The following is a 12,042-nucleotide window of genomic DNA, read 5'->3' as shown; positions in this document are numbered from 1 at the left end:
AGGAGATGGTCGATGACCACCGCGAGCACACCGGTGTGCGTCATCGGGGCGGGCACGATGGGGCGTGGGATCGCCCAGGTGGCCCTCACCGCGGGGCACCTGGTGACCCTGGTCGACCCGGCCCAGGAGCAGCTGGACTCGGCCACCGCGGAGGTCGAGTCGCGGCTGGCCCGCAAGGCCCCCGAGATCGCCGACTCCCTGTCCGAGCGGTTGACGACGGTGACGTCGATCGACGCGGCTCCGGTGCGGCCGGGCACCCTGGTCGTCGAGGCCGTGCTGGAGTCCCTGCAGGTCAAGGGCGCGGTCCTGACGGCGGCGTACGAGCACTACGGCCCGGACGCGGTCCTGGCCACCAACACCTCCTCGCTGTCGATCACCGAGATCGCGACCGCGACCCCCGCGCCCGACCGGGTCGTCGGCATGCACTTCTTCAACCCGGTCCCGGTCATGCAGCTCGTCGAGGTCGTCACCGGACTCCAGACCGGGCCCGACGTCGCCGACCTGGTGGCCGAGCTCGCCGTCGCCTGGGGCAAGCAGGTCGCGCGGGTGCGGTCGGCGCCGGGCTTCATCGTCAACCGGGTGGCCCGGGCGTTCTACGGCGAGCCCCTGCGGCTGGTCGAGGAGCAGGTCGCCGGACCCCGGGTGCTCGACGAGGTCGTCCGCACCGCCGGTGGCTTCCGGATGGGCCCCTTCGAGCTGATGGACCTGATCGGCAACGACGTCAACGCCGCGGTCACCCGGTCGGTGTGGACGGCGTTCCACCACGACCCGCGCTTCCAGCCCTCACGGGTCCAGGACGAGTTGGTGTCCGCCGGGCGCTACGGGCGCAAGCGCGGGCACGGCTTCTTCCCCTACGGCCAGGACGTCCCGCGGGAGGCCCTGACTCCGGTGGTGCCGGGAGAGGCGCCTGCGGCGGTCGAGCTGTCGGGCTCGGACGGGCAGCTCTCCCAGCTGCTGGCGCGCACCGACGTCATCGTGACCACCGGGGACGGCGAGGGCGTCCTGTTGCCCGACGGCACACTCGTGCTGGTCACCCGCGGCCGCAGTGCCCGGGCGGAGTCCGCCGCCCGGGCCGGGGTGCCCGTCGTGCTCCTGGACCGGTGCCTGACACCGGGCACGGCGACCGGCCTGGCCGTGGCGACCTCGCACCCGGCTGCGCTGCCCGCGGTCGCAGCGCTCCTGCAGCCGGCCGGCGTCGCGCTGCACGAGGTGGCCGACGCACCCGGGCTGGTGCTCGCCCGCACCTTGGCGATGATCGCCAACGAGGCCTTCGAGACGGTCCTGCACGATGTGGCCGGTCGCGAGGACGTCGACGTGGCCATGCGGCTGGGGACCAACTACCCGGTGGGCCCGTTCGCTTGGACCGAGCAGTGGGGGCCGGCCGCAGTCGTGGAGCTGCTGGACGAGCTGCACGACACCTACCGCGACCCGCGGTACCGGGCCAGCCGCCTGCTCCGGGAGGACGCGGCCGCGACGATGTGACCGGTGCTCCGTCCCGGCCCCGGCGCCGGGACGGAGCACCGCTCAGGCCCGGCGGTCGGCGAGGCTGTGACGCTCCATCACCGCGAGGATGCTGCCGCGGACCTCCGGGCTGGCGATCAGCTCGACGTTGGCGGCCAGGCTCTCCCGCAGGGCGGTGTCCAGCTCGACGGTCTGGGTGGCCCGGGAGATCCGCTTGACGTGGGCGTAGGTCGCGGCCGGTCCGTGCGTCATCCCGCGGGCGACCTCGACGGCGCGGTGGATCAGTGCCTCCGGCTCGCAGACCTCGCTGACCATGCCCAGTGCCAGCGCCTCCTGGGCGGTCACGAAGGCGCCGGTCGCGGTCATCCGCGCCGCTGCCGCCGGCCCGATCAACCGGGGGAGCAGATAGGCCCCGCCCGCGACCGGGACCATGCCCAGGTTCACGTAGCTCTCGGCGAACCGGGCGGTGTCGGCGGCGATCCGCACGTCACAGGCCAGCCCGAAGTCCAGCCCGCCCGCGGTCGCCGCGCCGTTGTACGCCGCGACGACCGGTACCGGGGCCGCCCACAGCTGGCGCACCATGGCCTGGACCGCGGGCATCCAGGTGAGCGCGAGGTAGTCCATCAGCCCGTCGGCGCCCTCGGCGGTCCATACAGCGAACATCTCCCGGACGTCGGCTCCGGCGCAGAAGACCGAGCCGGTGCCGGTGAGTACGACGGCCCCGACGCCGTCGGTCTCGGCCAGGCCGCCGATGGCCTCGCCGAGCCGGGTGACCACGTCGGGGGTCACCGAGTTGCCGCGGTCGGGCCGGTTGAGCCGGACGGTGCCGACCCCGTCGGCCTGGGTGACGACGATGTCAGCCACGGGTCTTCTCCACTCTGCTCACGTCCGCCGGCACGGTGCCGGGTTCCTGCACCCACCCGCGCACCAGCGTGCGGATCTCCCCGCGCGCGACCTTGGACTCCCCGGACGCCCGGGGGATCGGGCTGGTGGAGAGGAAGACGTGCCCCGGCCGCTTGAACCCGGCCAGGCGGTCCCGCAGCCAGGCGTCGATCTGCCCGGCCGCCTCCGACGGCTCGGGCACCACGTGCACGTAGGCGGCGGGGGTCTCGCCCCACCGGGCGTCCGGCACGCCGACGACGACCGCCTCGCGCACCACCGGGCAGGACTCCAGGGCCCGCTCGATCTCGGCGGGCTGGATGTTCGTGCCGCCGGTGATGATCGTCTCGCTGGACCGGCCGACGATGCTGAACCGGCCCTCGTCGTCGACGTACCCCAGGTCCGAGGTCCGCCACCAGCCGTCGGGCAGCAGGCGGCGTTCCCGCTCGGCCTCGGCCCCCAGCAGTGCGGTGGCGATGCTCGGCGTCCGGATCACCAGCTCGCCGACCACACCGGGCTCGGGTCGGTCGGCGACCTCGTCGTCGACCAGCACGGAGAACTCCACGCCCGGGACGGGCCGGCCGATCGACGTCCAGAGCTCGGGGCGGGTCATCTCGGTGCGGCTGAGCCAGGTGGTGGAGGCCGGGGCCTCCGTCTGGCCCCAGCACTGCACGAGCGCGTCGGTGTGCTGGCCGACGACCTCCAGCGCGGGGAGCGCGGCGGCCTCGCCTGCCAGCATCAGGCAGCTCAACGAGGACGCGCGCAGCCGGTGCAGCTGCGAGGACGTGCTCAACCGGCGGAGCATCGTGGGCACCGCGAACAGCCAGGTGATGCCCCGGTCGGCGATGGTGTCCAGCATCTCGTCGGCGTCGAACCGGCGGGCCACGACGTTGGTGCCGCCGCACAACAGGGTCGGCAGCACGCTCCACCCGCCGGCGTAGACCAGCGGTGCCACCTGCAGCGTGCGGGGCGCCGCCACCGGACCGCTCGTCGACATCACCCAGGTGTTCCCGAGGATCGCCGCACGGGCGCCGCGGTGCGAGATCGCGATGCCCTTCGGGCTGCCGGTGGAACCCGAACTGAACCTGATGTGGTATGTGTCATCGGGTCCCACCGGGGCCTGCACCCGGGTCGGGGCCCCGGAGGCGACGAGGTCGGCGAAGCCGAGCCACCCCGGTCGAGAGCCGACGACGCAGCGCAGCACGTCGGAGCCCTCGAGGACCTCGTCGAGCACGGTGGCCGCCGGGTCGTCCGCCACCACGAGGCGGACCTCGGCGAGCTCCAGGCAGCGGCGCAGCTCCAGCGGTGCGAACCGGTGGTTCAGGGGCACCTTGACCAACCCGGCCTTGAGCAGCGCGAACTCCAGGACCACGTACTCGGGGTGGTTCTGCGCCACGTAGGCCACCCGGTCCCCGGGCCGCAGGCCCAGCCCGGTGAGGGCGTGCGCCAGCCGGTTGGCCGAGCCGGACAGCCCCGCGATGGTGAGTGGCCGCCCGCCGTCGGCGTCCTCGACGGCGACCTGGTGCCCGGGGCGGCGCTCGACCTGGCTGGCCAGCTGGGCGACCGTCTGGGCGAACGCCGTCCGATCTGTGCTCACGGGTCAGGCCTGGCCGAAGCCGATCGGCATGGTGGCGAGCGAGAGCCCGCCGTCCACGACGATCGTCTGGCCGTTGATCGCCGCGCTCTGCGGGGAGCACAGGAACGCCATCACGTCGCTGACCTCATCGGGGGTCGGGTAGGCACCCGACGGGGTCTGGGCCAGCCACTGGCGGGCGTAGTCGTCCCAGGCCGGGCCCGCGTAGTAGCGGAAGGAGTCGGTGTCGATCGGGCCGGGACAGACCCCGACGGCGGTCACGCCGTGACCGGCGAGTTCGATGGCCAGGTACTTCACGATGCTCTCCATCGCCGCCTTCGCCGCACCCAGCAGCCCGTGCCCGGGCAGCGCACGGAAGCTGTCCCACCCGCTGACCGCGAGCACCCGGCCGCCGGGCGGCATGTGCGGCAGCGAGGTGCGGACCAGGTCCAGGAAGCCCTGGACGGTGATGCCCATGGTCTTGTCGATGTGGTGCGCCCGGATGTCCATCAGCGGCTTGAAGGCACTGGCCGCGGCGTTGGCCACCACGACGTCGATGCGGCCGAACCGCTCAGCCGCCGCAGTCGCGAGCGCCTCGACCGCGGCGGTGTCGGCGACGTCGGCCTGCACGGCGATCGCCCGACCCCCCGCCGCTTCGACCGCGGCGACCGTCTCGGCCGCGGCGGCGTCGTCGCGTCGGTAGTTGACGACCACGTTGGCGCCCTCGGCGCCGAGCTTGAGGGCCAGTCGCTGGCCCATGCCCCGGGAGCCGCCGGTGATGACGACCGTCTTGTCGCGCATGCCCACTGCCTCGTCCTGTCCTCGGTGCTCTGGTCGGTCCTGCGGTGACCGGTCGGCCACGGTGCTGCTGCTCACGAGCTCATCGTCAGACCGCCGCCGACGCACAGCGTCTGGCCGGTGACGTAGCTGGACCGCGCCGACACCAGGTAGGCGATGGCATCGGCGATCTCGGAGGGGGCGCCTGCCCGGCGCAGGGGGATGCCGCGCACGATGCTGGACAGCAGCGCCTCCCCGCCCTGCTCGACCAGCAGCGGGGTCTCGGTCACCCCGGGGGCGACCACGTTGACCCGGATGCCGAAGCGGGCCCACTCGCGGGCCAGCGACTTGGCCAACGCGATCACCCCGCCCTTGGCCGCGGAGTAGACGGCTTCGCCCGAGGTGCCCACGACGCCGGCCTCCGAGGCGGTGAGCACGATGCTGCCCCCGGTCTCGCGCATGACCTCACCGGCCGCGGCAGCCAGGTGGATCGCCGACATCAGGTTGACGTCGATGATGCGACGCCAGTAGTCCGGGGTCTCGTCCAGGAACCGGGTGATGGCGGTCCACCCGACGGTGGTGACCAGGTGGTCCAGGCGGCCGGTCTCGGCGACGACGGCGGCCACCAGCGCACGGCACGCCTCGGGGTCGGTGGCGTCCCAGGCACCGCCGAGGTCGACGATCCCCTCGTGCTCGGCGGCCAGTGCGGTGACCGCGGCCGGGTTGAGGTCGGCGGCCACCACCCGGAGCCCGGCGTCGGCCAGGGTGATGGCGGTGGCTCGGCCGATGCCGGAACCGGCACCCACCACGAGCGCCGTCGGGGCAGGGGCAGGGTCGGTCACGGGTCCTCCTGGGGGTGGCACGGCGGTGTGCGCGGTCGTGTGTCGGGGTCGCGCTGGAGAGGGTCAGCCGAGCTCGTCGTGGGCCCAGCTGAGCGCCTCGACGGCGGGCGCCAGCCCGAGGGTGGTGCCCAGCAGCAGCAGCACGACCTGCTCGATCTCAGCCAGGCTGCCGCCGGCCTCCACGGCCCGGGTGCAGTGCACCCGGAACCCGCCCTCGTTCCTGGTCGAGGCGAAGCCGGCCAACAACGTCAGCTCCCGCTGCAGCGCGGACAGCGGCCCCGCGGCGTCGGCGGCGACCCGCAGGCCCCGGAAGGCGGTCGCCATCTCCGGGGAGGTCTCGCGCAACCGGTCCAGGTTGGACACGAACGTCGGCTGCTTGCTGAGCGGGTAGTCGTAGGCCATGGGTCAGTCCTCCGTGGGGGCGTCGGCGAGGCGCCGCAGCGCGGGCAGGTTGTAGTCGTCGGCGTACTGGGCGCCGGCCCGGGCGATGGAGGCCTGTGGCGCCCGGGCGTAGAGCCGTCGCCGGCTGACGAAGCTGCCCGACTGCCGGCGGATGCGTACCGCGGCCTCGGTCGCGGCGACCAGGGAGACGGTGCCGTCCAACAACGGCGCGCCGTCGACCTCGCGGATGCCGACGGCGTTGAGGAACGCGGTCAGCCGCCCGCCGGCGGGGACGACGACCTCGGCGCCCTTGTCCAGCGAGGCCCGTGCGGCGGTGGTGAAGGACTCGATGGCCCGGGCGCGGCCGTCCTCGTCGGAGAAGCAGGCGTCCAGCTCGTGCGGGGTCAGGCCCATGCACTCGATGCTGGACAGCCGGTTGCGCAACCCGTACTTGGCGACGTTCTCCTCGAAGCGACCGCCGAACCAGGGGTTCACCCCTACCAGGGAGAACGTGGCGCCCATCATGCAGCTGGTGAGCATGGAGGTCTCGCCCAGACCGAGGACGGGGATGTCCACCATCGACCGGGCCTCGCGCAGGGCGGGGTCCAGGATGTTGCCGATGGCGACGGCGTCGTAGCCCTGCTGCTCGGCGTCGAGCACGGAGTCCAGGATCGAGATCCAGTCCAGCGTCTCGAAGAACCGGTAGCTGTCGATGAGCCCGACCCGGGTGCCACGGAGGTCGATGGTGGTGTCCGGGGACTTGACCTGCTCCAGGTAGGACCGCAGGAAGGGGAAGTAGTTGGGCGAGTACTCCTCGCGCGACATGCTCAGGTACAGGATGCGGGTCACGTCAGGACAGCCGCTCGAAGACCGCGGCGAGGCCCTGGCCCCCGCCGATGCACATGGTCTCCATGCCGTACCGCGACCCGCGCCGGTCCATCTCGCGGAGCAGGTTGGCCAGGATGCGGCCCCCGGTGGCCCCGATCGGGTGGCCCAGGGAGATGCCCGAACCGTTGACGTTGACCCGGTCCAGGTCGGCGTCGGTGAGCTCCCAGCCGCGGAAGCAGCCCAGGACCTGCGCGGCGAAGGCCTCGTTGAGTTCGATGAGGTCCATGTCCGACCAGGACAGCCCGGCCCGGGCCAGGGCGCGCTGAGCGGCGGGCACCGGGCCCAGCCCCATCACCTCGGGCTCCACGCCGGCCAGCGACCAGCTGACCAACCGGGCCAGCGGACGCAGCCCGAGGGCGTCGGCCTTGGCCTGGGTCGTCACGATGGCGACGGCTGCGGCGTCGTTCTGCCCGCTGGAGTTGCCGGCGGTGACGGTGGCACCGTCGATCGTCCCGGCCAGGATCGGTCGGAGCCGGGCCAGCGACTCGACCGTCGTCCCGGGCCGCGGGTGCTCGTCGCGGGTGGTGAGCACCGGGTCGCCCTTGCGCTGCGGGACGGCGACCGGGATGGTCTCGGCCTCGAAGAGGCCGCCCTCGATCGCGGCGACCGCCCGTTCGTGCGAGCGCACCGCCCAGGCGTCCTGCTCCTCGCGGCTGATCCCGAACTGGGCGCGGACGTTCTCCGCGGTCTCGATCATCCCGCCGGGCACCGGGAAGCGGTGCCCGCCGGAGTTCGTCCGGGGAGCCGCGAGCCGGTCCTTGAGCTGGGGCGCGCCGCCGGCGTTCCACCGCATGTCCGGGACGTAGTACTCGGCCTGGCTCATGCTCTCGGCGCCACCGGCCAGCACGAGGTCCGAGCCACCGGTCGCCACCTGCATGCAGGCGTAGAGCACCGCCTGCAGCCCCGAGCCGCAGCGCCGGTCGATCTGCAGGCCCGGGACCGAGACGTCCAGGCCCGCGTCCAGGGCCGCGATGCGGCCGATCGCCGCGGCCTCGCCGTTGGCGTAGCCCTGGCCGAACACGACGTCGTCGACGTCCGCGCCGGTGATGCCGGTCCGCTCGACGAGGCCGCGGACGACGGTGGCTGCCAGCGTCGTCACCGGGACGTCCTTGTACATGCCGCCGTAGCGACCCACCGGGGTCCGCACCGGCTCACAGATGACCGCGTCCATCTCCACCACACCCGCTCGTCTAGACACTGGACTCGCCGCCGTCGAGGACGACGGTCTGACCGGTCAGGAAGTCCGGCGCGTCCAGCGCCAGGTACCCGACCACGTTCGCGAGCTCAGCCGGCTCGCCCATCCGGCGCGCCGGGATGCGCTGCAGGACGCGGGCCATCAGGGCCTCGTCCGCGCGCATCGCGGCGTTGATGTCGGTGGAGATGTAGCCCGGGGCGACGGCGTTGACCTGCGCACCGAAGCGGGACCACTCGCTGGCAACCGAGCGGGTGAAGTTGATGACCGCGCCCTTGGAGGCGCAGTAGGCGGAGAAGCCGGGGCGGCCCAGCAGACCGAAGACCGAGGCCACGTTCACCACCCGGCCCGAGCGGGCCTCGGCGAAGAGCCGCCCGGCGGCCCGGGTGCACAGGAACATGCCGCGCACGTTGGTGTCGAACACCCGGTCCCACTCGGTCTCGTCGAGGTCGACGACGTTGACCTGGGTGGTGATGCCTGCGTTGTTCACCAGCACGTCGACCCGGCCGAACGCCTCGTTGGCGGTGGCGAACAGGTGCGTCACCGAGTCGGCGTCGGTGACGTCGGTGGGCACCGCGACAGCCGTGCCGCCCGCGGCGGTGATGCCCGCGGCAGCGGACTCGAGGTGCTCCGAGGACCGTCCGGCGAGGACGACGCGCACTCCGCGGGCGGCGAGATCATCGGCGATGGCCAGCCCGAGCCCACGCCCGGCACCCGTGACGACAGCCACCTTGTTGGACATGTCTGCAATCTGTCTGACAGCCAGCCGACTTGTCAAGGAGTCCACCCCGAGACGGTCCCGGTCGACGCTCGCGCGGTGGAGGGGGGGAGCCGCGATGGGGGGAGAAACTGACCCCCTGTGAGCGGCTGCCCGGCCACCCGGCGGGCCCTACCGTCGAGACGCTCGATCTCGCATGCGAGGTCGAGCCCCGCCCCCGCCCGGTCGCGCCAGCCCCTCCGCGGGTGTGCGCGATCGTGCCGACCGGACTCCCCGTGCCGGCGCGGCCCGGCACCGACGAGCAGACCGACGAGCAGACCGAGGAGCACGACCGTGGAGTTGTCCCGCCCCCAGCCGACCACCAAGGGCCCGGCCGAGTGGTTCACCGGCGACGTGTACATGGACGTCCTGGTCCGCAACCCCCAGCCCTCGGCGGTGCGGATGAACCTGGTCCGCTTCATGCCCTGCGCCCGCACCGCCTGGCACTCGCACCCGCGCGGTCAGGTGCTGGTGGTCACCGACGGGGTCGGTCTGGTGCAGGCACGCGGGGGACAGGTGCAGGTGATCCGCCAGGGCGACGTCATCTGGACCCCGCCCGGCGAGGAGCACTGGCACGGCGCAGCCCCCGACCACGTGATGGCCCACCACGCGCTGTGGGAGGGCGACGAGACCGCCTGGGGCGAGCACGTGACCGATGCCGAGTACGGCTACCTGGCCTGACCCGACCGACCCACCACCCCTCCCGAACAGAGAGAAGACCACCATGCGCGCCACCGTCATGTACCGAGCCGGAGACGTCCGCGTCGAGGAGGTCCCCGACCCGGTCCTCACCGCGCCGACCGATGCGGTCGTCCGGGTCACGTACGCCTGCGTCTGCGGCTCGGACCTGCACCCGTACCACGACCTGCCGGACACGCCCGAGGGGCGGCGGATGGGCCACGAGGCGATCGGCGTCGTCGAGCAGGTCGGCTCCGACGTCTCGACCATCTCCGTCGGCGACACGGTCATCGTGCCGTTCGCCTGGTCGGACAACACCTGCGCCTACTGCCAGGACGGCATGACGACCTCGTGCGTGCACGGGGGCTTCTTCGACGGCGCCCCGTCGGCCACGCAGGCCGAGAAGCTGCTCGTGCCGCAGGCCGACGGCACCGCCGTCGTCATCCCGGCCGGCACCGACGAGTCGCTGATGCCCTCGCTGCTGACCTTGTCCGACGTGTACCTGACCGGCTACCACGCCGCCCGGCAGGGCGGCGTCGGGCCGGGGAAGACGGTCACCGTCATCGGCGACGGCGCGGTCGGCCTGTCCGCGGTCCTCGCCTCGGCCCAGCTGGGTGCCGAGACGATCATCTTGATGGGACGGCACACCGACCGCACCGACCTGGGCCGCCAGTTCGGCGCCACGCACGTCGTCGCCGCCCGTGGCGAGGAGGGCATCGCCGAGGTCATGGAGATCACCGGGGGCGAGGGGTCGCACGTGGTGCTCGAGGCCGTGGGCCACATGCCGGCCTACGAGCAGGCCTACGGCATCGTGCGGCCCGGGGGCACCATCAGCCGGGTCGGCGTCCCGCAGTACGAGGACGCCCCGATCGGCTTCACCAGCCTCTTCGGCAAGAACGCCACCCTCACTGGCGGGCCGGCCACCGTCCGTGCCTACCTCGAGACCGTCCTGCCCCAGGTCCTGGACGGGACGATCGACCCGGGCCGGGTCTTCGACCGCGAGCTGCCGCTGGCCGACATCGCCGAGGCCTACCGGCTGATGGACGAGCGCAAGGCGCTCAAGGTCCTGATCCGACCCTGATCTGGCCGGTAGGTGCTCATGGCGGTGGCCGTCCCGGGATGATCCCCGGGGTGGCCACCGCCGCTCCGGTGACCAGCACCGGTTCGGCACCGCCCGTCGTGTCCGCCCCCCCATATGCCGTACTCGCCAGAGGCGACGGAGTCCCAGGAGCCGCAGTGACCGCGCCCGACGACCGTCCCCGGTCCGCCGCCACGCCGACCCGGTGGTGAGGGCGCGCCGGATCCAGCTGAACCGCTCGGCCGGCTTCGCCGTCGCCGCGGCGTCCCTGGTGCTCGTCTTCGTCTCCGCAGGCTCACCCATCCCGCTCTACAACACCTACCGGGCGCAGGACGGGCTCTCCAACGCCGACCTGTCGGTGGTGACCGCGGTCTACCTGTCGATGGCGGCAGCGTCCCTGCTGGTGCTGGGTCGGTTGTCGGACCACCTGGGTCGTCGGGCCGTCGGGATCGCCGCCCTGGCGGCCTCGACGACCGGGTTGCTGGTGCTGTTGGACGTCGACGGGGTGGCAGAACTCGCCGCAGGACGCGCGTTCCAGGGCCTGGCCACCGGGCTCGCCTCCAGCGCGCTGGGCGCCTACGTCGTCGACATCGCCCCGCGGCGGCGGCCGTGGCTGCCGGCGGTGGTGACCAGTGCCTCGCCGATGCTCGGCATCCCGTTGGGGGCGCTGCTGTCCGGCGCGCTCGTCGACCACGGTCCCGCGCCCCGACACCTCAACTTCGTCGTGGTCGCTGTCCTCCTCGTGGTGGCGGCGGTCCTGGTGGCGCTGGGACCCGAGACAGTGCTGCCCGAGGCCGACCGGGCCCGCCGGGCTGTCGCGTCGCTGCGGCCCAGGGTCCTGGTCCCCGCCGGCGCTCGACGCCCCCTGCTGGCGATGGCCGGGCTGATCCTGGCGACGTGGTCGATGGGCGGCTTCTACCAGGCCTTCGGTCCCTCGATCGCCGAGGAGGAGCTGGGATCGACAGCGGCCCTGACGGCGGGGGCGGTGTTCGCCTCCTTCACCGTGCTGGCGTTCCTCGGTGGCCCGCTCACCGCCCGCGTCCGACCACACCGGGCGCTGCAGGCCGGGATGCTCGGCTACGCAGCCTGCATGGCCGGCGTCCTGTGGGCGCTCCACGCCGAGGCGACCGCGGCCTTCCTGGTGGTGAGCCTGGCCGCCGGCATCACCCAGGGAGTGGCGCAGACCGGTGGGATGCAGACCCTGCTGGCCCGGACGGCGCCGGGGGAGCGGGCCGGCCTGCTGTCCACCGTCTTCCTGCTGAACTACAGCAGCGCCGCGATCCCGAGTCTGGTGGCCGGTCGCCTCACGACGACGTTCACGCTGTTCCAGATCGCCTGTGGGTACGCCGTCCTGGTGGTGGTGGGGGTGGTGGCCGCGACCACTCTGGTGCGTCCGGTGCCGCCCCCTCCCGGGGCCGGTCGGCGCGGGCCGTCGACGCACGTGCGGCAGGGCTGACCGAGTCCTCGCCAGGGTCGGTGGGGACGGCCCGCGGCCAGGTCGGTCCCAGGAGAGGTCCTCGGCACGGCCGCGGCGAT

At 73.2% G+C, this 12,042-nt stretch carries 12 protein-coding genes; 4 read left to right on the top strand and 8 right to left on the bottom strand.

Annotation, left to right across the window (positions count from 1 at the left end; all coding sequences use genetic code 11):
* The first annotated feature begins 12 nt into the window (after positions 1 to 12).
* Positions 13 to 1,482 (top strand): 3-hydroxyacyl-CoA dehydrogenase, encoded by a 1,470-nt coding sequence (locus ASG41_RS08295; protein ID WP_056292583.1) that lies wholly within the window; start codon positions 13 to 15, stop codon positions 1,480 to 1,482.
* Positions 1,483 to 1,524: 42 nt separating this feature from the next.
* On the opposite strand, the gene ASG41_RS08290 is transcribed toward ASG41_RS08295, so the two are convergent.
* The 8 genes from ASG41_RS08290 to ASG41_RS08255 form a co-directional block, all read right to left on the bottom strand.
* Positions 1,525 to 2,325 carry an enoyl-CoA hydratase/isomerase family protein gene (locus ASG41_RS08290; RefSeq protein WP_056292577.1) on the bottom strand — a complete coding sequence of 267 codons (801 nt, stop codon included), beginning with the start codon at positions 2,323 to 2,325 and terminating at the stop codon, positions 1,525 to 1,527.
* Positions 2,318 to 3,937 carry a class I adenylate-forming enzyme family protein gene (locus tag ASG41_RS08285; protein ID WP_082556717.1) on the bottom strand — a complete coding sequence of 540 codons (1,620 nt, stop codon included), beginning with the start codon at positions 3,935 to 3,937 and terminating at the stop codon, positions 2,318 to 2,320. The genes ASG41_RS08290 and ASG41_RS08285 overlap by 8 nt, the downstream gene beginning before the upstream one ends.
* A 3-nt stretch (positions 3,938 to 3,940) precedes the next feature.
* Entirely contained in the window at positions 3,941 to 4,714 is a 774-nt protein-coding gene (locus ASG41_RS08280; RefSeq protein ID WP_056294611.1) for an SDR family oxidoreductase, read from the bottom strand.
* 71 nt (positions 4,715 to 4,785) lie between these two features.
* Positions 4,786 to 5,532: an SDR family NAD(P)-dependent oxidoreductase gene (locus ASG41_RS08275; RefSeq protein ID WP_082556716.1), complete on the bottom strand. Its 747-nt coding sequence runs from the start codon at positions 5,530 to 5,532 to the stop codon at positions 4,786 to 4,788.
* 63 nt (positions 5,533 to 5,595) lie between these two features.
* Positions 5,596 to 5,934, bottom strand: a complete 339-nt coding sequence (locus tag ASG41_RS08270) for a carboxymuconolactone decarboxylase family protein (protein ID WP_056292575.1) — start codon at positions 5,932 to 5,934, stop codon at positions 5,596 to 5,598.
* A gap of 3 nt (positions 5,935 to 5,937) precedes the next feature.
* Entirely contained in the window at positions 5,938 to 6,762 is an 825-nt protein-coding gene (locus ASG41_RS08265) for an aspartate/glutamate racemase family protein (RefSeq protein WP_200938790.1), read from the bottom strand.
* Between the two features lies 1 nt (position 6,763).
* Positions 6,764 to 7,972, bottom strand: a complete 1,209-nt coding sequence (locus ASG41_RS08260) for an acetyl-CoA C-acetyltransferase (protein ID WP_056294600.1) — start codon at positions 7,970 to 7,972, stop codon at positions 6,764 to 6,766.
* A gap of 19 nt (positions 7,973 to 7,991) precedes the next feature.
* Positions 7,992 to 8,735, bottom strand: a complete 744-nt coding sequence (locus ASG41_RS08255; RefSeq protein ID WP_056292573.1) for an SDR family NAD(P)-dependent oxidoreductase — start codon at positions 8,733 to 8,735, stop codon at positions 7,992 to 7,994.
* A 309-nt stretch (positions 8,736 to 9,044) separates the two neighbouring features.
* Between ASG41_RS08255 and ASG41_RS08250 the strand changes: the two genes are divergently transcribed.
* The 3 genes from ASG41_RS08250 to ASG41_RS08240 all read left to right on the top strand — a co-directional run bounded on the left by ASG41_RS08250 (position 9,045) and on the right by ASG41_RS08240 (position 11,962).
* Entirely contained in the window at positions 9,045 to 9,431 is a 387-nt protein-coding gene (locus ASG41_RS08250) for a cupin domain-containing protein (RefSeq protein ID WP_056292570.1), read from the top strand.
* A gap of 43 nt (positions 9,432 to 9,474) precedes the next feature.
* Positions 9,475 to 10,509 carry an alcohol dehydrogenase catalytic domain-containing protein gene (locus ASG41_RS08245; RefSeq protein ID WP_200938789.1) on the top strand — a complete coding sequence of 345 codons (1,035 nt, stop codon included), beginning with the start codon at positions 9,475 to 9,477 and terminating at the stop codon, positions 10,507 to 10,509.
* A gap of 202 nt (positions 10,510 to 10,711) precedes the next feature.
* The gene (locus ASG41_RS08240) at positions 10,712 to 11,962 is read left to right on the top strand and encodes an MFS transporter (protein ID WP_056292568.1); all 1,251 of its coding nucleotides are present in this window, start codon (positions 10,712 to 10,714) and stop codon (positions 11,960 to 11,962) included.
* The last annotated feature ends 80 nt before the right edge of the window (positions 11,963 to 12,042 follow it).

Source organism: Modestobacter sp. Leaf380, from assembly GCF_001424485.1.
In the GTDB taxonomy this organism is placed as follows: domain Bacteria; phylum Actinomycetota; class Actinomycetes; order Mycobacteriales; family Geodermatophilaceae; genus Klenkia.
Note: the sequence above shows the minus strand (reverse complement) of the source record. Positions and strands in the feature narration are given on the sequence as shown.

Excerpts from the sequence above, each read along its gene's own strand:
- ASG41_RS08295 (WP_056292583.1), top strand. The coding sequence starts at position 13 with ATGACCACCGCGAGCACACCGGTGTGCGTCATCGGGGCGGGCACGATG.
- ASG41_RS08280 (WP_056294611.1), bottom strand. The coding sequence starts at position 4,714 with ATGCGCGACAAGACGGTCGTCATCACCGGCGGCTCCCGGGGCATGGGC.
- ASG41_RS08270 (WP_056292575.1), bottom strand. The coding sequence starts at position 5,934 with ATGGCCTACGACTACCCGCTCAGCAAGCAGCCGACGTTCGTGTCCAAC.
- ASG41_RS08260 (WP_056294600.1), bottom strand. The coding sequence starts at position 7,972 with ATGGACGCGGTCATCTGTGAGCCGGTGCGGACCCCGGTGGGTCGCTAC.
- ASG41_RS08255 (WP_056292573.1), bottom strand. The coding sequence starts at position 8,735 with ATGTCCAACAAGGTGGCTGTCGTCACGGGTGCCGGGCGTGGGCTCGGG.
- ASG41_RS08245 (WP_200938789.1), top strand. The coding sequence starts at position 9,475 with ATGCGCGCCACCGTCATGTACCGAGCCGGAGACGTCCGCGTCGAGGAG.